This is a genomic window from Deltaproteobacteria bacterium (assembly GCA_020845895.1).
GTDB lineage: Bacteria > Lernaellota > Lernaellaia > JACKCT01 > JACKCT01 > JADLEX01.
This window is the reverse complement of sequence record JADLEX010000053.1, coordinates 129,408-150,049: the sequence shown is the minus strand read 5'-3', so window position 1 is coordinate 150,049 and position 20,642 is coordinate 129,408. Positions and strand designations below refer to the sequence as shown.

Annotated in this window: 15 protein-coding genes; 6 read left to right on the top strand and 9 right to left on the bottom strand. The window is 63.1% G+C overall.

The window, feature by feature from the left end; translation table 11 throughout:
- A partial coding sequence (locus IT350_07180) for a cytochrome C (GenBank protein ID MCC6157819.1) occupies window positions 1-1,126 on the bottom strand: 1,126 nt, incomplete at its 3' end.
- A 36-nt stretch (window positions 1,127-1,162) separates the two neighbouring features.
- Window positions 1,163-3,100 carry a hypothetical protein gene (locus tag IT350_07175; protein ID MCC6157818.1) on the bottom strand — a complete coding sequence of 646 codons (1,938 nt, stop codon included), beginning with the start codon at window positions 3,098-3,100 and terminating at the stop codon, window positions 1,163-1,165.
- A 460-nt stretch (window positions 3,101-3,560) separates the two neighbouring features.
- On the opposite strand from IT350_07175, the gene IT350_07170 reads away from it, so the two are divergent.
- From IT350_07170 to IT350_07155, 4 genes are all read left to right on the top strand, one after another.
- Window positions 3,561-5,183, top strand: a complete 1,623-nt coding sequence (locus IT350_07170; GenBank protein ID MCC6157817.1) for a HAMP domain-containing protein — start codon at window positions 3,561-3,563, stop codon at window positions 5,181-5,183.
- A gap of 10 nt (window positions 5,184-5,193) precedes the next feature.
- A complete protein-coding gene (locus IT350_07165) occupies window positions 5,194-6,603 on the top strand; it encodes a sigma-54-dependent Fis family transcriptional regulator (protein ID MCC6157816.1) in 1,410 nt (469 codons plus the stop codon).
- 273 nt (window positions 6,604-6,876) lie between these two features.
- Window positions 6,877-9,252, top strand: a complete 2,376-nt coding sequence (locus IT350_07160; GenBank protein ID MCC6157815.1) for an OmcA/MtrC family decaheme c-type cytochrome — start codon at window positions 6,877-6,879, stop codon at window positions 9,250-9,252.
- Between the two features lie 156 nt (window positions 9,253-9,408).
- Window positions 9,409-11,262: a hypothetical protein gene (locus tag IT350_07155; protein ID MCC6157814.1), complete on the top strand. Its 1,854-nt coding sequence runs from the start codon at window positions 9,409-9,411 to the stop codon at window positions 11,260-11,262.
- A gap of 3 nt (window positions 11,263-11,265) precedes the next feature.
- On the opposite strand, the gene IT350_07150 is transcribed toward IT350_07155, so the two are convergent.
- The 3 genes from IT350_07150 to IT350_07140 all read right to left on the bottom strand — a co-directional run bounded on the left by IT350_07150 (window position 11,266) and on the right by IT350_07140 (window position 14,886).
- Complete coding sequence (locus tag IT350_07150) at window positions 11,266-12,657, bottom strand: glycosyltransferase (protein ID MCC6157813.1); 1,392 nt, start codon at window positions 12,655-12,657, stop codon at window positions 11,266-11,268.
- Window positions 12,654-13,523, bottom strand: coding sequence for an ABC transporter substrate-binding protein (locus tag IT350_07145; GenBank protein ID MCC6157812.1), 870 nt, complete (start codon window positions 13,521-13,523; stop codon window positions 12,654-12,656). The genes IT350_07150 and IT350_07145 overlap by 4 nt, the downstream gene beginning before the upstream one ends.
- 67 nt (window positions 13,524-13,590) lie before the next feature.
- Window positions 13,591-14,886 (bottom strand): homocysteine synthase, encoded by a 1,296-nt coding sequence (locus IT350_07140; GenBank protein ID MCC6157811.1) that lies wholly within the window; start codon window positions 14,884-14,886, stop codon window positions 13,591-13,593.
- A 151-nt stretch (window positions 14,887-15,037) separates the two neighbouring features.
- Between IT350_07140 and IT350_07135 the strand changes: the two genes are divergently transcribed.
- Both IT350_07135 and IT350_07130 read left to right on the top strand, forming a co-directional pair.
- Window positions 15,038-15,871 (top strand): SDR family NAD(P)-dependent oxidoreductase, encoded by an 834-nt coding sequence (locus IT350_07135; protein MCC6157810.1) that lies wholly within the window; start codon window positions 15,038-15,040, stop codon window positions 15,869-15,871.
- 56 nt (window positions 15,872-15,927) lie between these two features.
- Complete coding sequence (locus IT350_07130) at window positions 15,928-16,620, top strand: amidotransferase (protein MCC6157809.1); 693 nt, start codon at window positions 15,928-15,930, stop codon at window positions 16,618-16,620.
- Window positions 16,621-16,644: 24 nt separating this feature from the next.
- Here IT350_07130 and IT350_07125 read toward each other — a convergent pair whose 3' ends face one another.
- The 4 genes from IT350_07125 to IT350_07110 are packed head-to-tail and all read right to left on the bottom strand — an operon-like array spanning window position 16,645 to window position 20,494.
- Window positions 16,645-18,072 (bottom strand): neutral/alkaline non-lysosomal ceramidase N-terminal domain-containing protein, encoded by a 1,428-nt coding sequence (locus tag IT350_07125; GenBank protein ID MCC6157808.1) that lies wholly within the window; start codon window positions 18,070-18,072, stop codon window positions 16,645-16,647.
- Between the two features lie 20 nt (window positions 18,073-18,092).
- Complete coding sequence (locus IT350_07120; protein ID MCC6157807.1) at window positions 18,093-18,434, bottom strand: cupin domain-containing protein; 342 nt, start codon at window positions 18,432-18,434, stop codon at window positions 18,093-18,095.
- 60 nt (window positions 18,435-18,494) lie between these two features.
- A complete protein-coding gene (rimI, locus tag IT350_07115; protein MCC6157806.1) occupies window positions 18,495-18,947 on the bottom strand; it encodes a ribosomal protein S18-alanine N-acetyltransferase in 453 nt (150 codons plus the stop codon).
- Window positions 18,944-20,494, bottom strand: a complete 1,551-nt coding sequence (locus IT350_07110) for a hypothetical protein (protein ID MCC6157805.1) — start codon at window positions 20,492-20,494, stop codon at window positions 18,944-18,946. Before IT350_07110 ends, rimI begins: the two co-directional genes overlap by 4 nt.
- Window positions 20,495-20,642 lie beyond the last annotated feature (148 nt).

Below are 20,642 nucleotides of genomic sequence, written 5' to 3'. Positions count from 1 at the left end.
TGATGTGCATGACGCGGGCGATGGGCTTGAAGCGCACGTACCATTCGCCCGGTTTGGCGATGTCGAACTGTGCCGCCTCGAGGATCTCGCCCTTTGCGAGCCGTCGCTGCTTCTCCCAATACGTTTTGCGCCACCACAGCAGCGTGTGGAACCAGAAGAAGACGAAGGTGCCGAGGAGCAGGGCCGACATAAGCACCACGGTCCAGAACAGCTCGGGGTACGCGTGGCGGTCGAGGAAGTCGGCGTGCGGACGGAACTTCACGAAATTCGCGTTCGCGTGGTCATGGCACTTGCCGCAGTTCTTGACGAGGTTGTCCGGGTGGATGGGCGAGGCCGGGTCGTCCTTGGGCTTGATGCTGTGCGTGGTGTGGCAGTCGGCGCACCCCGCGACGTGCGTGGCGTAGCCGAGCTTCTGAATCTTTCCGTGGTAGGTGTGTTCGTAAGTGTCCACCACGTCGGTGCGCAGACCGTTGCGCGTCATCATCTCCTTGTCGCCGTGGCAGCGCTTGCAGGTCTGCGTGTAGAAGAGGCGCGCTTCCTCCGGAAAAGCCTCCATATTGGCGTGCAGCGCCCGGGTGTTGTGCAAGCCGTGGCAGTCGGAGCAAACGGGCGCGTCTTCGTTGCCGTGCAGGGCGGCCTCGGCATGACCGCTGACGACGTAGTCCTCTTTCCCGTGGCACTCGGTGCACTTTTCGATGATCGACTTCTTCTTGCCGTTCCACTTCGCCACCTCGTGGATCGGGGTGTGGCAGGCTGTGCACTCGAAGTCGTTCTTCACGCGGTGCACGCTGTCCTTGTACTCGGTGAACTGGACCTCGTGGCACGCACCGCACTGCACCTTACCCGGCTTGAATTCGCCGATCGCGTGCTTATCGACGTCAATGATGTCGGCGTGGCACGAGGTGCACGAGTTGTTGCCGTGAACGGAGTTGGTGAATTTCAGCAGGTTCACCTGAGCGTCGTGGCACTCCAGGCACTTTTCCTTGACGATCGGCGCGGGCAGCGTGACCTCGAGCGTCACCTGTTTCGATTGCGCCGAGGCGACGCCGGGCATGAGCAGCGCGACGAGCGCGACGGCGACGATGCCGGCCGCGATCCATCGGGACGTTATGCGTTTCTCGGACACGGGATTCCTCCTCCGCAAAGCAGCAGGCCCAAAGGACTAGGGTTTCGATTTGGATTTGGATTTTTCCTCGCGCTGGAGTCGCTCCAGTTCGAGGGCGTGTTCCTCGTGCATCTCTTCCTCGGTCATCGTTCCGGTGATCCACCAGACCGCCATCGGGCGCACATCGGATTTGAACATGACCGCGTAGAAGTGCCAGATCACGATGGCGGCGGACGCGAGGATCGCCTCCATCAGATGGATCAGTGTCGCGATGTCGAATCCCCAAAAGGGCAGGTAGGGCGCGAAGAAATTCTTGAACCACAACCCCGCGCCGGTCGCCATCATGACGATCGCGCCCCACAGCAGGGCCCAGTACTCGAGCTTCTCGATGTAGCTGAATCGCGCGAATTTCGGCCGGACCTTCGACATGCCGAGGTTGAATTTCATGAGCGCCATGAAGTCGCGCGCGTCCGCCATCTTCGGCAGCATGTCGATGAACCACCGACGCCCGCGGCGCGAGCCGACGAGATACGCGACGTGCCACACCGCCCAAACCGTGAACGCGACCGCCGCGACGCGGTGGCCGGTGGCGCGAATTTTCTGAGAGAGTTCGCCCGAGACGAAGGGGACGGAGACGTTGTAGACCAGCATGAAGCCCGTCACCGCGAGGGTGATGAAGCTCGTGAGCAGGAGCAGGTGCATCCAGCGCTCGTTTCGGCTGAGCCGAACGTACAGCTTCTTGTTCTTGCGATCCCGCAACTTTTCCAGCACGCCGCGCAGCCAGTCGATGAAGTTGTGCGCGAACATGAAGCCCAGCGTTCCCACGATCATCGAGTAGTAAAACCACCGGACCCACCAATTGGCTTTCGCGGCGGTGGAGTCTTCATCGCCGCCGTGAACCGGACCGATCGCCTCGGCCTGCGTGAAGCGCGGATGGCAGCTTCCGCAGGTGGCGGGCAGGCGTTCGGGGTGGATGGTGCTGGCCGGATCACTGCTGGGCAGGATGTTGTGGACGCCGTGGCACGACGCGCAGTTGGCGACCGTGGTGTCGCCCATCTTGTTGGCGAGTCCGTGGAAGCTGTCTTCGTAGGACGCGACGCGCTTCGACGCCAGGCCAAACCGGCGGGAGAGCCGTTCCTGTCGGTGGCAGTCGGCGCACGCGCTGCGCCCCACCGACGCTTTGGAGACCGGGCTCGCAGGGTCCGCCGGGGCGATGATGCCGTGCTCGCCATGGCAGTCGTTGCACGTGGGCGAATCGAAAACACCACGCGCGAGGGCCTGGCCGTGAACCGATTCGTTGTAGGCCTTCGATTCCTCGACGTGGCATTTTCCGCAGGTCTTCGCCACGTTCATCTTGAAAATCGACGAAGCCGGATCGCTCATCGGCAGCAGCGCGTGCGATTCGTGGCAATCGTTGCAGGTGGCGGCGTCGACGCCTCGGGCGAGCGCCTTGGCGTGGGTTCCCAGCTTGTACGACTCGACGGGGCTCGCCCCCGCGCCGAAGACCGAGTGGTCCGCGATGGACGCATCGGCGAGGTGGCACTTGCCGCACGTGTCGGGAAGGTTTTTCTTGTTTGTTTTCGATGCCGGGTCGGCGGAGGGCAGGATATCGTGTGCTCCGTGACACTTGGCACAGGTCGCCGCCTTGTCGTTGCCGGCGTCGAGCGTCTTGCGATGAATGCCCATGTCGTAGGCGGCCTGGACTTCGGCATGGCATTCTTTGCAGTTCACCGGCGCGAGACGGGCGGCGTGGGGCACTTCCGTGATGTCCACGTGGCAATTCACGCAGTCGAACGCTCCGTGCACGCTCTTGGCGTAGGTTTCGGGCTTGACCTGAAGCAGCTTGGGATCTGCCTTGGACGGGGCAGCGCCGGGAACGGCATTGACCATGCCCGCGCGGTCGTCGGCGGACATGGCGGCCATGTCCATCGTGTGGCAGTCGAGGCAGTCCTGATTCGTCAGGGCGAGAGCGTAGGAAGGCGCGCCGATCGCCAAGGCGAAACCGATCAGAAGTGCTGACCATCGCGGGGTGGAAGCGATGCTCCACCGGACCGAAACCGAAACCCTGGAAGTCCGCATTTTCATTCCTCAAATCCAAGGGACTCGCGTCCCGCCACCCGGTTATGCAAAAATTCGACCATCGTGGTCGGAAAACCGAGCCGTGAATTCCGCCGATTTTCAGGGAATTTTCGGTCTTCTTCGGGCATCGTGCGCCGGAAGTGCGGTCCGTTCGGTCTGGAATTGAGACCGAGGACGCGCGATTCGAGACGAAATCAGATCCTCGCCCGACAGGGGAAACACGACGAGTACCGGCCAGTCCGTGCCCCGATCTCTGAGTGACGAAGGGTACAATTCTTGCTGAGTTGAGCGTCGGATCGGCGGATCGGCTTGCGTCGCGGGGCGTTTTGGTCTCGAATTCAGACCGGGAGGATTCGCGACCGGGAGGATTCGCGGGATGCGTCGAAAAATCGCCCTCAACGTCGGAATGATTCTGGCCGTACTGTTGCTGGCCGGGCTTTCCGTCTACCGGCACATCGCCAGCATGCGCACGCACGAGCGGGCGATGGGCTACTCCCTGTCGAATACCGAGAATTTTTCCAAATTGTTCTTTTTGTCAACGATGATCCAGCAGCATCAGTCCGAGCAGCGGTTCGGCGTTTCAACCGATTCGACCGCACTGGAGAATTATTTCGCCGAAATGGACGCCCTGGTTTCCCGGGTCCGAACAGACATGAAGGATCCGGGAATTGTCGCGAGCTGCGTCGACTGCCATGCGAAGACGGGCAACGACAACTGGAGGGTGATGGCGCCGCAGATCGAAAGCCTGACGAGCCTGATGGCGTCGTACCGTGAGCAGGTGAAGGAAGTGGCCGAGGCGCCGGACGACGCGCACCGCGAGCAGAAGGAGGCGATGGCGCTCTATCTGTCGCGCACGATCGTCGCCCAGGCTCGGGAAATCGAGAGCGAATTCGACAAGATGTCAGCCCATCTGGTCGCGCAGTACCGTTTTTGGGCGGAACGCACCGGTCGAAACACGACGGCCGTCGTGATCCTCGGTCTGCTGCTGGTCAGTTTCTTCGTGGCGCGGATGCTGGTGCTGCTGCTGCGCCCCATCCAGGTTTTGGATCGGGCCGCGCGGGAGATGTCCGCGGGGCATTACCCCGACCCCATCATCATCAAGACCAAGGACGAACTCGAGACGCTTGCGACGACATTCAACCGCATGGTCGAGAGCATTCGCAGCGTCACGGAAGAACGCGAGGAGCTGCTGGCGCGGACGCGGGAGTTCAACGCCATTCTGGAGGAACGCATCGCGCAGGTCCGCAAGGAGCTCGAAGCGGCGCAGGACGGACTCGTACGCAGCGAGACGCTCTCCGCGATCGGCACGCTGGCGTCGGGGCTCGCGCACGAGATCAACAATCCGATCCACGTCATCATCGGGGTCGTCGATCTCGCCCTCAAGGATCTCGAACCGGGCGCGGCGATCGCGGACGACTTGCATCTGATCGAATCCGAGGCGACACGCTGCCAGAAAATCGTCTCGGGCCTGCTGGACTTCGCACGACATTCCGAGCCGGAATTGACGCTCGAATCGCTCAACGAACTCGCCCGCCAGTCGCTTGATCTGCTCGCGGTGCAGATGCGCAAGTCGAAGATCACCTGCGAGTTTCAGCCCGACCCGGCATTGCCCGAATCAATGATGGACAAGAACAAGATCAAGCAGGTGATCGTGAATCTGCTCATCAACGCCAGCCAGGCCATGACCGGTGGCGGAACGATCACAATTTCGACGCGAACCCAGCGGCGAAACGACGTGAACTACATTGTTCTCGACGTGCGAGACACCGGTTCGGGCATCCCGGACGAATTGCAAAAGCGCATTTTTGAGCCGTTCTTCACGACGAAAAAGGGCCGGGAAGGCACCGGACTGGGTCTGGCCATCAGCCACCGGATCGTCGAGGAACACCGCGGAGAAATTGCGCTCGCCAGCAAGGTCGGCGAGGGCACGACGTTCTCGGTCCGATTACCCGTGACCGCCGAACGCGACGTCGCGGACGCCATCCGCCCCGCCGTCTAAGGAGAGTCGTTTGATCGAACGTCGCGTGCTCGTGGTGGATGACGAACCCGGAGCCCGTATGGTGCTGGAGCGAAGCCTGGTTCGCGGGCAATACGAGATCGTCACGGCGGAAGCCGGTGAACGGGCGCTCGAACTGTTTCGTGACCAGCCATATCCCGTCGTCGTCACCGACATCAACATGCCGGGCATGAGCGGATTCGAACTGCTCGACGAGGTGCGTAAACTCAAGCCTGACTCCGCGGTGCTGATGATCACGGCCTACGCCGATCTCAACTCCGCGGTCGAGGCGCTGCGCCGCGGCGCCGACGACTACATCGTCAAGCCGATCAAGCCCGATCTCATCGTCAAGGCGGTCGACCGCGTTTTCGAGAAACTGCTCCTGCGCGACGAAGTGCGTTATCTGCGCAGTCAGATTCGAGACCAATGGGGCTTCGAAAACATCGTCGGCACGAGCGAAGCGCTCAAGCGGTCGATCCGCATGGCGCACCGGGTGGCGCCGTCCGACGAGGCGATCCTCATCACCGGCGGCAGCGGTACGGGCAAGGAGTTGTTCGCCCGGGCGATCCACCTGGCCAGCCCACGCCGGCAGAAGCGGTTCATCGCCGTGAACTGCGGCGCGCTGCCCGAGCAACTCATGGAGAGCGAGCTGTTTGGCCACCGCAAAGGCGCGTTCACGAGCGCCGTGGCAAACAAAGAGGGCCTCATCATGGAGGCCGACGGCGGCACGGTATTCTTCGACGAAGTTTCCGAGCTTCCCACGCCGATGCAGGTCAAGTTCCTGCGTTTCCTGCAGGACCACTTCGTTCGCCCCGTCGGCGCGCTCAAGGAAATGCACGCGGACGTGCGCGTGCTGGCTGCCACGAACAAGGATCTGCAGGCCGAGGTCGATGCCGGGCGGTTCCGCGAGGATCTGTATTTCCGGCTGCGCGTGCTCGAATTGCACGTTCCGCCCCTTCGCGACCGGCGAGAGGATATCCCCGTGCTCATGCGCTATTTCATCAAGAAGCACGGCGAGCGATCGGGCCGTGATGACCTCACGGTTCCCGACGACATCATGGAGCTTCTGGTCAACTACGACTGGCCGGGCAACGCCCGCGAGGTGGAGAACCTCGTGAAGCATCTGCTCATCATGTGCGAAGGGACCGAGGTGACCCGCGACGATCTCCCCGCGTTTCTCGCCTTGGGCACGTCATCCGGCGATGTCGGTTCGCGGGACATGGCCTATCTCGCTCAAGGACGGTCGTACAGCGAGATCCGTTCAAAAGTGCTCGAGGATTTCAACCGCCAGATCATCACCGAGGCGCTGGAGCTGGAAGGCTGGAACATCTCCCGGGCCGCCGAGCGCCTCGGCACCGCGAAATCCAACGTCATTCGCCTGATGAAGAGATTCGGACTGACCCGCGACGACATCACGCCCTGACGGCTCCCTGAGCTGCCGCGTCCGCTCGTGATTTCTTCCTTCGAAATTCGGTTCGAAACCGGACTCATTTTCAGACCGGTCGGTTTTAGATTCGGACCACGACATCGTTTTTCGTGCTGTCGCAATTTTCAACACTCGCAACCCATTGATTCTCTTAGGGAAAAATCTGTCGATGGACGGGCGCGGTGGCACGCGAATTGCCTATTACGCGTGTGGTGCGTGAGCTTCATTGGGGCGAAAAAGCCCTTTCGTTACACGATTCGGAGGCTGCGAATGCAATATCGAAAAGCGATGCTCTTGGTTCTTCTCATGTTGACGCTGGCCCTTTCCACCGGGCTGCTCGCGTGCGCGGGTGCCGACGGCAAGGACGGCAAGGCTGGTGCGGACGGCGAACCCGGCCAGGACGGTCAGGTCATCGACGATGACAGCACCGACGACGACGATGTCGATGACGACGTGGACGACGATGTCGACGACGACACGACCGACGACGACACGACCGACGACGACACGACCGACGACGATACGACCGACGACGACACGACCGACGACGACACGACCGACGACGACACGACCGACGACGATACGACCGACGACGATACGACCGACGACGACACCGGCGACGACGACACGGGTTCTCCCTATGACTTCGCGGGCGACACGGAAATCTTCGGCGTTGACGTCGCGGATGTCGCGGCCGCGACGACGACGACCATCTATTTCGCCATCGCCGATGCCGACGGCAACCCGGTGACGAATCAGGCGTCGAGCTCGGTTCGTTTCGGTATCGCCCAACTCACGGAATCGACGGAAACGTCGTCCGGCCAATGGGTGAGCTACATCTACCGCGTCGAGGACAAGGTGGCGGGCGAACCCGGCACGATGCCCGACGGCACGACGACCTACCAGGCCACGACCGAGACGTGCAACAACGCGAACGGTCTGTTCACGAACTACGGCGACGGCACGTATTCCTACAAGCTCGCCGTGGACATCTCCAACGTGACGACCCCGCCGGTGACCTATGGCCCGACGCTCGTTCACCGCGTGGCGATGCAGTACACGGGCAACACCGACAACGCGATCCTCGACTTCGTGCCCGACGGCACCGATGTCGACCAGACTCGCGAAATTTACTTGATGTCCTCGTGCAACACCTGCCATACCAAGCTGGCCATGCACGGCGGCGGACGCATCGCGGGCGAATACTGCGTCGTGTGCCACAACCCCGGCACCGTCGATGCCAACTCGGGCAACAACCTCGACATGGCCGAGATGACGCACAAAATCCACCGCGGTGCGAACCTCGCGAACGGCTATACGATCTGGGGCAACAGCAACAGCGAACACGACTACTCCGAAGTGGTCTGGCCGCAGGACGTCCGCAATTGCACGAAGTGCCACACGGGCGCCGACGCCGACAACTACTATCAGTATCCGCGCAAGCAGGCTTGCGCCGGTTGCCACGACGCCGTGGATTTCTCTGATCACTTCGGCGACCAGACCGGCACCGACGAAAACTGCCTGAGCTGCCACAATTCCGGATTCCGCGACATCGTTGAGGACCACGCGATTCCGATGGATTCGTGGACGCCCCGGTTTGAGTGGAACATCCTCGAAGTGACCGACACCGGCCCCGGCGAAACGCCCGTGGTAAAGTTCTCGGTCACCGATCCGACGAACGGCGATGCGCCTTACGACATCAAGACCGGTCCGATCTGGACAACCGCGAGCTGCAGTTCGGTCAACATGAAGATCGCGAATCCGACGACCGACTACACCAACACGATCAACCCGACGTCGATTCCGGCGCAGCCGGTGTCGGTCAACGCGCTCACCACGTCGGTGGCGAACGGCGACGGGACCTACACGATCACCTTCACCGGCAAGGCCATTCCGGCCGACGCCACCGGCAGCGGCGTGGTCTTCATCGACGGGCGTCCCTGCGGCGACATCGACGGCGACCTGACCTACTCCGACCGTATCGTGGTTCCGAGCGTCGAGAAATTCTTCGCCATCACCGACACGACGGTCAAAGAGCGTCGCAACGTCGTTGCGATCGAATACTGCGACGCCTGCCACGATCTGCTGTCGCTCCACGGCGGCAACCGCAACGACAACACCGATGTTTGCCTCGCGTGCCACAACCCGCGTTCCACGGACATCAGCCAGCGCCCGGCGTCGATCGATACGACCCCGGCGGACGGCACGTGGGACAACCCGGACGCTCTGGGCATCGACGGCAAGCGCGCCGAGTCGATCAACTTCAAGTACATGATCCACGCCATCCACGCCGGTGACATGCGTCAGGAGGAGTACTTGGTGTACGGCTACGGTCGCAACCCGATCGCCTTCGGCGAAGTCGTGTTCCCGGGCGACCTGGCGACCTGCACCATGTGCCATCTGCCCAACACCTACGGCCTGCCGCTGGCGTCCACCGTCATCTCTCAGACGATGGATCAGGGCACCGCGGCGGGTCCGGGCGACGATGAGTTCATGCAGGCGGCGGCATCCGCGTGCTTCGCGTGCCACGACAGCGACACGAGCCTCGCGCACATCACGCAGATGGGCGGCATCGACGGTCCCGAGACCTGCACCCTCTGCCACGGCGTCGGCAAGGAATACGACGTGTACGAGTTGCACAACTAAGGAAATCGAACCCCGGGGGCCGCTTCGGCGGTCCCCGGTGCCTGCTCACAAGAGGGCATGAAATTCGGGAAGGCTTCGGCTTTCCCGACTTTTTTTGTTTGCGTCGCGGCGGCTGGGTGAGGATAATCCGCGACGTGTTTGCGATTGGGGTGAATCATGACGTGGTCGCGCTTCCTGTTATTGGCGATGCTCGGTCTCTTTTCCGGTTTTTTCGCGATCGGTTGTTCCTCGGGCGGCGGCGGTGGCGATGACGACGACGACTCGGGCGCGGACTGGCCGGTCGTAATCTGCGAACGCATCGCCCAGTGCGAAATCGCGGGCGCGCTCGGCATCGAAACGATGAATGACTGCCTGCTCTACGCAAACGATTTGGAACAGGCCGCGATCGACTGCGCGGTGAATGCTGGCGGCTGCGAAGAGTTCAAGGATTGTCTCGGCCTCGAAACGGATGACGACGCGGACGACGACGCGACCGATGACGACACCGGTCCGGAGCCGCAGTTCTCGTGTGACGATCTCGGACTGACCGTCCGCGATTTCCAGACCGCCGAGGCGAGCGACGCCCTCTATGCCATCGCCGCGGATTTCACCGTGCCGACTACGGAAGGGGACTGGAATTTCGCGGAGAACTGGACCGGTTGCGAGACCTATCTCGTCATCCCGGACAATCCGTCGCAGGAGAACAGTTTCAAGGACACGCTCTGGACGCGCGACCTCGCGGACTTTCTGGACCGCTTGCCCGCCAACACGCAGGCGTTTTTCGTCGCCACGCAGACCGAGCAGGCCGATCGCGACACGGCCTTCGAGCCGTTGCTCGCGCAGTGGGACGAATACGTTGCGGAGTTCTCGGAGCAGGACCTGGCGAATTGGCGGCGGCGGATACACTTCATCACGACCGTCACCGCGCGCGAACTCGCCGGGTGGCCCGGCGAGCACATGAAGAGCCCCCGGTTCGGCTTCGGGATCGACCGATTCCAGCGCGTTCGCTTCATCGGCAGCTTCGCCGATCAGAACCGATTCGATGGCGGCGTGGGATGGTTCGCGCCCAATCTGTCGATGGCCGCGAACGAGGCGGTCTATTACAACTTCGAGTCCGACCGCGCGGATCGCATGGACGCCGACGGTGCGACGGAAGTCACGCTTTTCGACAACGAGGAACTCTCCGATCCCGGCTGGGCGGGGGTGCGCGGATACGCGACCGTCACGCTGCCGACCGCCGGCGAGATGGCGGATTTCGACACGGCGGAGCTGGATCTGTACCTGGGGTGCGTGGGCGATGGTGAATTTGGTGACTGCCCCGCGTGGGACTACATCAACTGGCTCTACCTGTGCGACACCGACGACGAAGCGACGTGCACCACGGAGTTCGGCCGTTGGATCACGACCTATCACCGCGAAGGCCGATGGGTGCATGACGTCAGCGCGCTCTTGCCGCTCATCGCGGATGGCGGCGAGCGCATGTTCGCCTTCTATACGCAGCAGCCTTACGACGTGACGCTGACGCTTCGCCTGTCGAATCAGGGCAAACCCGAACGGCCCGACGAGAGCGTGTTCCTGTTCGCGGGCGGCGATTTTGATCCCGATTACAACGATGCGTATACGCCGACGGACATCGATGTGCCGAACGACGCGGCGAAGGTGGAACTCGCGACGATGATCACCGGCCACGGCGGCGCGAGCCCCGGCAACTGCGCAGAGTTTTGCGACACCGCGCACACGTTCTTCGTCAACGGCGAGGAGTACGTGATCGAGTTCCCGAAAGCGGGCACGGCGACCGACTGCATGGACAAGACGGACGAAGGAACCGTGCCCAACCAGTTCGGCACCTGGTGGTACGGACGCAGCGGCTGGTGCCCCGGCAAAGAGGTGCAGGTCGTGACGACCGATGTCACCGCGGCGGTGACGGCCGGCGAAACGGCGACCTTCGACTACGAGGGCCTCTACAACGACGAACCGTATCCCGGCGGCGCGACGATTCAGATGTCGTCGTGGGTGGTGTTCTCGAAGTAGCGATCAGAAATCGAGCGCGTGAATCCGATCCGCGCGGTCCGGCCAAAGGTCGGTCGCACGCCGGAAGATTTCTCGCGCGTAGAGATCGCTAAAGATGAGCACGCGCGACGAGGGCGGGGCCGAGGCGTTGGGACGAAGGACCGGCACGCCCTGAATGGATCTTTCCCGCGCGAAGTCGTCATAGATGGCGACGGGACGTGCTGCGTGTGTCACTCGGCTCAAGACGCGCTCCGCAAACAGTCCCGCGCCGAACGCCGACCATTCACGTTCGCCGCTCGCACGCAAACGACGCATGAATAGCTGAACCCGCGCGATCGGTCCGTCGAGGTCGTCCACATCCCGGGGAAGTCTGGTCCGCCACCAGATGGGTGCCGCGTGACGCTTCGCCGACTCCATGCGGTCCGGCGTCGGCGTCCGCGAAATGGGCCAATCCCACTCGCTCTGTCTCACGCGCTGGAATGCCGAACGTACGCCCCGTGTGTGGAGCGATTCGAGGTGTATGACGTGCGAAGCGCGCGACGAAGCGCCGTCCGGAAGCTCGCCGCTGTTCGGTCGGATACGGCGCCCGTCCCGGTCCCGGATCTCGATGTCCGGGTACGTTCTCTCCAGTACCGTCATCATCGCGGAGGCGCCAATCGCATCGGGCACGACCACACAGACCCCCGGCGACCAAAGCCGCTTCAAGTCCAGTATCTGCTCCGGTGAAAACAGATCAGCGTTCGCCGCCCGAATCGCGGCGACGGTTTCGTCCCACCGCGCCTTGATCGCCGCGACCATCGAGCCGGGGCGGATGCGGTATTCGAGCGTAACGGCGTCGACGCGTCGACCGAACAGACCCAATGCGCCGAGGCGCAGCCATAGGTCCCAGTCTTCAACGCCGGGTACCGGACCGACCGCGCGAAATCCGCCGACGCGATTCAGCGCTTCACGGCGAATCATCACGGCGGGCTCGAATTCGTTGGCGTACAGCAGATGAAAAAAGTTGAACTCGCCGCGATGCCAGATCTCGTCGCGATCGCCGAACGTGCGCGTATGGCCGTAGACGTACGCGGCATCGGCGTGCGCCGACAACGCGCGGTCCATCGCTTCGAGCGCGCCCGGGGCGAATCGGTCATCGGCGTCGAGAAACGCGATCCGATCGCTGGTCGAGTTTCGGACGCCTTCGTTGCGGGCCGCGGCGAGTCCGCGATTCGCCGTGCGGATCACGCGAATCGGCACGCGGCGAGCCAGGGCGTCGATCGCTTCGGGGGTTTCGCCGTCATTAGATCCGTCGTCCACGACGACGACCTCGACCTCGCCGCTGCCCTGCGCGAGGGCGCTTTCCACGGCCTCGCCGACGAATGCGCCCATGTTGTAGCAGGGAATGACGACCGAGATTCGTGGCGAGGCGTTCATGAGATGAGCGAAGCCGCGCGCGTCGCGAGCTTCGACGCGTACGCAAGACCTTCGACGGTGAGCGACGGATACCAGGACAGCGGCTCGGCATCGACGAAGAGGGCGAGTCCAGCGTCCGTTCGATACCACCCATCGTCCACGGACTCCGCAATTGCGCCGTCGATCAGGTCGCGCGGCAGCTCGAAGTTGTATGGTTCGGACGAGTAGATCGTCACGTCCCGCTGAACGGACGAAATCTCTTCCGGAGTCAGAACCGGAAAGCGCGAGTGCCGCGCATCGAGGGCGTTTTCGAATCCGCACGCGCACAGCAGATTCGAAATGTACGTCTCGTGCCCGGCGACCATCCACGGGTCTTTCCACACGAAATAGACGAAGCGCGGACAACGCGTAAGCTTCGTGGAGGCGTTCCTCGCGGCGTCGATGGCGGTGGTCGTATCGCGCGCAAAACGCTCGCCGACTTCGGGTCGCCCCACCAGGTCGCCGAGTTCCTCCCACAGCGCGGGCACGTCGCCGGGACCGACGGGGTCGGTGAGCCAGACGGGAAAGTCGCGCGCGAGATCCTCGATGTGCTTCTGTCGATTTTCTTCCTTGTTCGCGAGGATGATGTCGGGCGCGAGTTCGCCGATGCGCGCGGTTTTGGGATTCTTCGTTCCGCCGACCGATTCGATCGCATCGACCAATCCGCGCGGACGAACGCAGTACTCCGTTCGCGCGACGAGGCGGTCCGCCACGCCAATCTGAAAGACCGCTTCGGTGAGACTGGGGACGAGCGAGACGATGCGTCGCGCCGGCGTTGTTGCCGGCGGGCCCATCCACACAGTGCGGGTCGGGTAACTCGTGCTCACGTTGCGACGATATCCGCGCATGCGCCGTCGCTCAAGATGGAAAAAGAGCGCCCCGAAGTCGGAACGCTCTTTTCGCTTCGATGGCGGATCAGAGTTGGCGGAACGCCTGCTCCAGATCGTCCATGAGGTCATCGATGTGTTCGAGGCCGACGGACAGGCGTACGTAGTCGGGCGTCACGCCGGTCGCGATCTGCTCCTCGGGACGCAGTTGCTGGTGCGTCGTGCTGGCAGGATGGATGATGAGCGACTTGGCGTCGCCCACGTTGGCCAGATGCGAAAAGAGCTTGACCGAGTTGATGAGTTTGCGCCCCGCGTCGAAGCCGCCCTTGATCCCGAAGCCAAGGATCGCGCCGTAGCCATGTCGGTGATACCGGCGGGCGGTTTCGTATGAGGGGTGACTTGGCAGGCCGGGGTAGCTCGCCCAGTTCACGCCGCGGTGCTGTTCGAGCCACTTGGCGAGTTCGAGCGCGTTCTCGCTGTGGCGTTGCATGCGAAGATGGAGCGTTTCGATGCCCTGCAGAATCAGGAACGCGTTGAAGGGCGAGAGCGACGCGCCGATGTCGCGCAGCAGTTGCAGCCGGGCCTTGAGAATGAACGCGACGTTGCCGAGCCCGGGGAAATTCCCGAAGGTCTCCCAGTGATTCAGGCCGTGGTAGCTTTCGTCGGGCTCGGAGAAGTTGGGGAATCGGCCGTTGCCCCAATCGAAGTTGCCGCCGTCGACAATGACGCCGCCGATCGACGTTCCGTGGCCGCCGAGGAACTTCGTGAGCGAATGCACCACGATGTTCGCGCCGTGTTTGAGCGGGTTGACGAGATAGGGCGAGGGCAGGGTGTTGTCGATGACGAGCGGAACGCCCGCCGCGGCGGTCACCTTCGCCACCGCCTCGATGTCGAGCGTGTCGAGCTTCGGATTGCCGACCGTCTCCGCGAAAACGGCTTTGGTCTTCGCGTTGACGGCGGCGGTGAAATTCTCGGGCTTCGACGGATCGACGAAACGCACCGTGATGCCCATCTTGGGAAGCGTATGGCGAAAGAGGTTGTAGGTGCCGCCGTAGAGACTGGCGGAAGAGGCGATCTCGTCGCCCGCGTGCGCGATGTTGAGCAGGGCGAGTGTCGAGGCGGCCTGCCCCGATGCGGTGGCGAGCGCGCCCGAGCCGCCTTCGAGGGCCGCGATGCGCTTCTCCAGCACATCGGTCGTGGGATTCATGATGCGGGTGTAGATGTTGCCGAACTCCTTCAGGCCGAAAAGATTCGCGGCGTGGTCGGAGTCGTTGAACACATAGGATGAGGTCTGATAGATGGGAACGGCGCGGGCGTTCGTGGTCGGGTCGCTCATCTGACCGGCGTGCAGCGCCAGCGATTCCGGACGAAGGGTTTCGCTCATGTTGGCTCCTGTCGCTTCGATGCGCCTTGTCGATCCCTGTTGAATCGTCCAGTATCCCGGGCCGAGAGAGCGATGTCAATTATCTCGATCAAGAATACAGGAAATGGAAATAGATGAATAATATCGATGAGATGCGAGAAGGAGGTCGGTCGTGAGGGATCGAGTCGCTCTGATGACGGGATGCTCATCGGGAATCGGGCGAGTGCTGGGGGAAGAGCTGATCCGGCGCGGCGCGCGGGTGTGGGTCAGCGCCCGGCGAATCGAAACGATTCGGGAATTTGAAGGTCGCGCGGCGGGGGTCCTTCGCCTTGACGTGAGCGACGAACGGAGCATGGCGGACGCCTTGACGCGGGTCGAGCGCGAAAGCGGCCGACTCGACGTCCTCGTCAACAACGCGGGATTCGGGCTGATGGGGCCGATGCTTGACTTGGGGGCGGACGAACTGCGCGCGCAGTGGGAGACGAATGTCACCGGGCCGGTGCGGCTCGCCCAACTCGCGGCGCGCGGGATGATCGCGCGGCGCTCGGGGATGATCGTCAACATCGGTTCGGTGTCGGGCATTCTGGTGTCGCCGTTTTCGGGTGCGTATTGCGCGTCGAAGGCGGCGCTGCATGCCGTCACCGACGCCCTGCGTATGGAACTTGCGCCGTTCGGCGTTCGCGTTGTGTGCGTTCAACCGGGTGGCGTGGAGTCGGATTTCGGCCGGCATGCGCGCAAACGCATCGCGGAAGCCGACGCGGGTGCATCCGTATACGAGCCGATCCGCGAGCACATCGATGCCCGCGCGAACGCGTCGCAGGACCGGGCGATGCCTGCGACCGAATTCGCCGCGCGGCTGTGCGACCGGCTTGCGAAGGACTCGCCCGCCCCGGTCATCCGCATCGGTCGCAACGCGGGGACCTACGCCATGATGGGTCGATTCGCGCCGACACGGTTGCTCGATCGCATCCTCGCCAAAAAGTTCGGCCTCACGAAGCTGAAATGAAGTCCGCGATTGGTCTTGGGATCGAAAGTCGATAGAATGAGATCGGGAGAGACGCCATGTTTCACGTATTGATGCATGTGGAAATCGAGGACCTTGGTCACTTTAGCGCCGTGCTCGACGAACGTGGCGTCACGTATGAGCGGGTGCGGCTGTATGCCGGGGAGAAGCCTCCGGAGGCGATCGGCGAGGGCGACGGTCTGATCGTCCTCGGCGGACCAATGTCCGTTCGCGATCGTGCGATCTATTCCTGGATCGAGCCCGAGCTCGCGCTCATCAAGTCGGCCATGGCCGCAGATCGCCATGTGCTGGGCATCTGCCTCGGCTCGCAGATGATGGCCGCTGCGCAGCGCGCCAACGTGTACAACGCGCAGGTCAAGGAAATCGGTTGCTCCGCTGTCTCCCTCACGCCCGCGGGGCGCGTACATCCGCTCTTCAACGATTTCGAGTCGGAGTTCGTTGTGTTTCAGTGGCACGGCGAGACCTTCGAGATTCCGAAGGGCGCGGAGCGGATCGTGCGCGGTCGCGGCGTGCCCAATCAGGCGTTTTTGTTCGGCAAGCGCTCGTTAGCGCTTCAGTTCCATCTGGAGGCGACGCCCGCCATGGCGCGCTCGTGGATGGAGGCGTACCCCGCGGACGTGGCCGCATCCGGGCTGCCCTCGGCCGACCTGCTGCTCACGACGATGGAGGCCAACTCACGCACGCTGGAGCGGCAGGCGCGTTCGTTCATGAACGCATTTCTGGATCTTTAGGCTCGCCGTCGAGCGGACGTTTGCTCAGCGGGCCTCGCCGTAGATCTCCTCGAACTTCTCGATGAGCGTGACACCCGTCATGGGCCCCGCCGAGAGCAGATCGTTGTAGATGTAGGCGATGTGGTAGAACTGCTGCGGCGTGATGATGTAGCCGATCCAGTCCTGCCCGAGGTTGATGAGGAACTGGTGCTCGCCGCCCATGATCCCGCGAAGCTGCGTGCTGATGGTGGGGACGAGCTCGCCGGGCACCGTGGCGAAGGGCACATCGCCGATCCAAAGCGCGGTCATCGTGGTGATGCCGTTCTCGCCGAAGTTCGGAATGTCGCGCGGGATGATGCCCCACTTCCCCGTCAGCACGAAGAAATAGTTCTGGAGCTTCGACTCCACCCAATACGCACGCACGTCCACGGACGGATTCGACGCGGGCTCCACATCCGCGAGCAGATCCTGCGCGGCGTCGGCGAGCACCCGTCCGTAGTTCTCGACGTCCTCCCACGTGCCCCATTCGCGTCCGTCGATGGGGAAGGGCGCGTAGGGATTCTGCGGATGCACGGACGCGCCGAGGGAGCCGTTCATGAACATGTTGATGCCGCCGATCTCCGCGTCCATCAGCCGATAGTACGGGCCGAGGAAGTCCGACGAGATGAGCGTGTTCTGCGGCCCCATCACCATGGGGTGGCAAGCCCAGTTCATGAGGGTGGCGATCGGATCGCCCTCCGGCGTCGTCGCCGTCATCATCGTCATCGCATCGTCGGTGTACGCCTGCGGGTCGAGCGGCTGATTCGAGTTGTAGTGCAGGTCCGCGAACTGGGACGTTCCGAACGAGATCCGGGCCTCGCGACGAGCGTTGTAGGCGTCCACGCCCGCCTGCACGGATCCGGCGATCATGTCGTCGATAAACGCCTCGTCGCGGCCCGAGATTGGCGGGAGCAACACGCCCCAAATGCCGACCGTGTCGGGACTCTGGTGGGAGTGCGACGCGGAGACGATGACCCGATCCGGAACCACGGCTAGCGCCGAGGCCACGCCCTGCTGGATGCGCACGACGTCGGGCGTGATGAGCCCGACGACGTCGAGGTGGATCAGAATCACGCGGCGGCCGTCGGCATCCTCGACCGCGATGGCCGTGGCGTAGATGGGATCGTGAACGCCGGTGGACCAGCGGCACATCGTTTCGCTCAGGAAGTACAGGCCGTAACCGCCCATTTTGAGCGCGTGATCGGGCGCGGGGGAGATGTCCACACGCGCAGCGCCGACCTTCAGAATGCCGTCGGGGCCGAGATCGTCGTCGCTCGTCGCATCGTCGTCGGAGTCGTCGTCGGAGATTGCGTCGTCATCGGCGGGCGGTTCGTTCGAATCGTCATCGTCGTCATCACCCGCGCACGACGCGACGAGCAGCGAAAACGATACCAGTAACGCCACTCGCCACCAAACGCACGTACGCTCGCGCATGTTGATTCTCCTCGGAGACGTCAAATTCCCTTGGGAACAACGCAGATAAAGACGAGATCCTCGTCCCCGGTGTTGCGGATCTGGTGAACCGCTCCCGGCGCGACATAGGCGACGTGACCGGGGGCCACCGCGCGCGTTTCCCCTTCGTAAAAGACCTCTCCATGTCCCGCGTGGAAGAAAATCTCGTGCTCATAGGGGTGCGTGTGATGCGGAGTGTGTCCACCGGGTTTCACGTGGAAGACGCGCATCGTGAAGTTCGGCGCGCCCTGATCCGGTCCGGCGGCGACGCGCATGAGCACGCCCTTGGCTTCGTCGTTGTCGATGACCTTGCCGTCGATCTCCCGGTAGGGAAGAACGTGCATCTCATCCTCCAATGCGATCAAGCAGGAAGTATAGGCGATGCGCCGCGTGAAAACGAGCGCTCAGGCGACGAAATCCCCCAACGATTTGCGCAACACGATCGCGTCCTCGCCCGTGTCGTCGTAATAGCCATGACGCACACCGATCCCCACGTAGCCCATTTTTTCATAGAACATTCGCGCCGGGTCGTTGGATCGACGCACTTCGAGAAAACACGAGCGCGCGCCCATGGCGGCGCAACGCGACTCCGAGGCCAACAGCAATCGTCGGCCCACGCCGGCGCGTCGCTCTTCGGGCAGCACCGCGATCTTGAGCAGATGCATCTCGTCGGCCACGATCCACGAGAGCGCGTGACCGGCGAACAGGCCCGCGCGCGTCGCGACCAGAAAGACGGCCTTGGGGTAGCCGATCTGGTCCATGTAGGTCGACCGGTGCCACGGATTCGGGAACCCGAGCAGCTCGGCCCGGCGCACGTCGTCGAGATCGTCGATGCGAGCCGGACGAACCTCGATCATGGGAAGGGGTCGACGCCGTCCGGCACACGCAGGCGGATTCGATATCGCTCCGCGAGGTGATTGAACAGATCCGTCACCACGGCGCTTCGGAATCGTCCGGGAAACTCGAACGCGGCTTGATCGAAAAAGAAGTGGTAACCCGAACCGCCGACCGGCTCCCGCGTGCCTTCGAGCATCACGAGAATCGTCTGCTGGCCGAAGTTCTCACGGGCGAGATACCCCTGCGCCACGGCGAGTTCGATCACGTCGTTGGCGCTCTGGCCGCGGTCAAGCAGCACGAGCAGCATCGGATACGTTTTCCAGCGATTGCGGTCGGCGTAATACCCGGCGGGCAGGTAGATCGAGTACTCGACCTTGGCGTCGCCCAGCGACTCCGACGCGAAGGTGTGCGTCTCGTAATAGGTATTGACGTCGCGCTCGCCGTCGCCAAAAAGCCCGTTGGGCACGCGCGCCGACAGGAACGACAAGGCGTGTGTCCACCGGGCGATCTGCACCTCGTCGCTTCCCAAGTGGGGATCGGCCGTCCCCGTCGTCGGTCCCCAGTTCATCAGCACGTTCTTTTCGGGGAACCAGATTCGTCGCGTGGGATATGGAAATTTGCCGAGAAAGTCGTCGTAGCGCCCAACTTCGAATTCGAGACAGTATTCGTCATCCGGCGGCGCGGCGGCATCCATGACGTTTTGCATCGCCTCGGCCATCCGGTCGGCCTGATCGGCAAAGGGCCACGGGTCGTTGACGCCCGCGTCGAGATAGATCGCGCCGGTGAAGCGGTTCGCCGTGTTGAGCGACGTTGCGGCGTGCAGGGCCGGGTCGTGCGTCAGCCAGCGAGCCATGTTCGGCGACACGTCGAACTCCCCGTTGCCCTCGCCGAAATCTCCGGTGCCCGCGACGCCGTCGAGGCCCACGTCGTCGAACGCCTCGCCGTCGTTCCGCACCCCGTCGCCGTTCGCATCGTCGAAAGGCTCGTGGCCTTGCAGGATGATCGGCTCGCCCGCATCGCGCACGCCGTTGCCGTTGGTGTCGAGCGCGAGCAGAAAGTCCACGGTGACACCGGATTCATCGACGAAGGTGATGGCCGGCGTCGCGCCCGTGGGGTTCTGAGCGTCGACGACGCCGTTCACGGTCGTCTGGTCCGAACCGGAGACGCCCGGAGGGAAGAACCGGCTGAGCCCATTCCGGTAAAATGGATTTCCGAGGGCGATGAAGGCGTCACGAAGCGTGCCCAGAAACGCCGCGCGGCCGGGGGCGTCGGGGATGTTGTCGAAGTCGCGAAGCTGCGCCTCGATCGCGCCGAGCCACGCGTGCAGATCGGTGGGCGCGGCGAGCGCCGCGGCCGCTCCGAAGATTTCGGGGTGGTCGAACGCCATGTCGAGCGCGGCGAGCCCGCCCATGCCGATCCCGAGGACCATGTGCTGCGGACCCTCGTAGTCCTCGACGATGATCTCGTTCGGGCAGGGCGGTTCATCCTCGTCCCAGCTTCCCTTCGTGCACGACGAAATCGTCGCGACAAACAGCGCCAGAACGATGACAAAAACGGGCCTTTTCATGACACTCCTTCACCAGCGGACCGCAAGGGCGCGACAATATAGGCGGGCGCTTCCGACACTGTCAACGCGAAAGGGCACGAGAACGGGGCGCTCGATGTTCGCGCGATTTCGGCCCTCTTTGACGCGGACGCGGTTCCCCCTACGATGA